2 protein-coding genes are annotated in these 2,043 nt (G+C 67.2%); both read right to left on the bottom strand.

The features are described 5' to 3' along the window. Positions 1 to 90: 90 nt before the first annotated feature. Positions 91 to 993 carry a metal ABC transporter permease gene (locus AC1D0Z_RS20330; protein ID WP_477659978.1) on the bottom strand — a complete coding sequence of 301 codons (903 nt, stop codon included), beginning with the start codon at positions 991 to 993 and terminating at the stop codon, positions 91 to 93. Further along, positions 993 to 1,988 (bottom strand): metal ABC transporter ATP-binding protein, encoded by a 996-nt coding sequence (locus AC1D0Z_RS20325; RefSeq protein ID WP_477659977.1) that lies wholly within the window; start codon positions 1,986 to 1,988, stop codon positions 993 to 995. Before AC1D0Z_RS20325 ends, AC1D0Z_RS20330 begins: the two co-directional genes overlap by 1 nt. Positions 1,989 to 2,043 lie beyond the last annotated feature (55 nt).

Here is a 2,043-nt window from a genome sequence, read left to right as displayed (position 1 = left end):
GACCAGGGGTGTCAGCAGTTTGCGCGCCAGGTGTTTCATGAAAGTCATGGAAGGGCTCCGGGTTGGTAAAGAAAGGAAAGATGCGCAGCTTCAGGCGGTGCGGTGCGCGCGCGCGAACGTGCGCGGCAGCCAGCCGCCGGGTGCCAGCAGCAGCGAGGCAAAGTACAGCGCGCCGGCGCAGCCGATGATGGTCGGGCCCGAGGGTGTATCGAAGTGGTAAGACAGCAGCAGCCCGGCGTAGCCTGCCGCCATGGCCTGCGCGCCGGCGTTGGCGAGCTGCGCGGGCAGGGTGTCGTGCCACAAGCGCGCCGACACCGCGGGCAGCATCATCAGGCCGACGGCCATCAGCGTGCCCAGCGTCTGGAAGCCGGCCACGAGGTTGATGACGACCAGCATCAAAAAGCCCTGCTGCCACGCCCACTTGAAAGAGGCGCTGCGGCCCGTTGCAGCCAGGAACACCGGGTCAAAACTTTCGAGCACCAGGCCGCGGTAGGCAGCCGCCAGCGCGACCAGGCTGATGCTGGCCACGCCGGCGACCAGCAGCAGGCCCGGCGTGTCGACGCCCAGCGCGCTGCCGAACAGAATGTGCAGCAGGTCCAGCTGCGTGCCGTGGCCGGAAATGAGCGTCACGCCCAGCGCCAGCGCCACCAGGTAAACGGCAGCCAGGCTGGCGTCTTCTTTCAGCGCGGTGGCGCGGCTGATGAAGCCGGCCAGCGCGGCCACCAGCATGCCGGCCAGTACGCCGCCTGCTGCCATGGCCGTGAGCGACAGGCCGCACAGCATGAAACCGATGGCGACACCCGGCAATATGGCGTGGCTGAGCGCGTCACCCAGCAGGCTCATGCGCCGCAAGGTCAGGAAAACGCCCAGCGGCGCGGCGCTGAGCGACAACGCCATCGTGGCCACCAGCGCGCGGCGCATGAACGCATATTCGGCGAACGGCGCAAACAGAACGGCCCAGGCACCGTGAAGGGCGTGCTGCGCGGCTTCCATCACGCCGCAGCCTTGTGCAGCAGGGGCTCGTGCAATGCCACTGGTGTGGCTACTGCCTTGTCGTCGATGCGGCAGGCTTCGGCGCTTTCGTCCCATGCTTCTGCCATCGCGCGGGCGCGCGCCAGGTTGACTTCGGTCATGACCTGTGCGGTGGGCCCCCAGGCGACGGCTTCGCGCGCCAGCAGCAGTGTTTGCGGAAAATGCGCCCGCACCTGGGCGTCGTCATGCAGCACGGCAATCACGGTGCGCCCCTGGGCATGCCACTGGCGAATCAACGCCAGCAAGGCGGCGGTGGTCTTGCTGTCTATTGCGTTAAAGGGCTCGTCCAGCAGGATCAGGCGGGCGTCCTGCACCAGCAGGCGGGCAAACAGCACGCGCTGGAACTGCCCGCTGGAAAGTGTGCCGATGGGCCGCGCTTCAAAACCTTCCAGGCCGACGGCGCGCAAGGCCGTGCCGACGGCCGCCCACTGCGCCTCACTGACGCCGCCCCACGCGCCCTGCGAAGGCCAGCAGCCGAGCAGCACGGCGTCGCACACGTCCATCGGAAAGCCGCGGTCCAGCTCAGCCTGTTGCGGCAGGTAGGCAATGCGCGCGCGCGGCGTTGCCGTGGTGACCTGGCCGCCCGAGCGGAGCAGCAACCCCATGATGCTTTTGCACAGCGTGCTTTTGCCGGCGCCGTTGGGGCCAACAACCGCAGTCAGCGAACCCGCCGCGAAGTGACCGCTGACGTGGTGCAGCGCCGGATGCTGCCGGTAGCTGACGGTGAGGTTGTCCAGCGCGACCATGGCGCTCACCACGGTGCGATCTCCGCCGAAGCCCAGGCGACTGCCAGCCAGAGCAGCGCCACGGCCGGCAACACCGCGAGCATCCGGCGCCAGGCCGGCCAGGCGAGGATGCTGCGGCGGCGCGCAGGTTGTGGGGGGAAGGAACGGGTTGAAGCTGGCAAGGGAAGTCGTCTTTACAAACAGGCGGGCAGGGAAGTCAACAAAAGCCACTCGGTTGCGGTAATAATGCAACTGAATTGCTTTATAGTTTAATGCAACATTGTTG

The organism is Polaromonas sp. P1_E3 (genome assembly GCF_056405935.1).
This window is presented reverse-complemented; position numbering and strand designations above follow the sequence as displayed.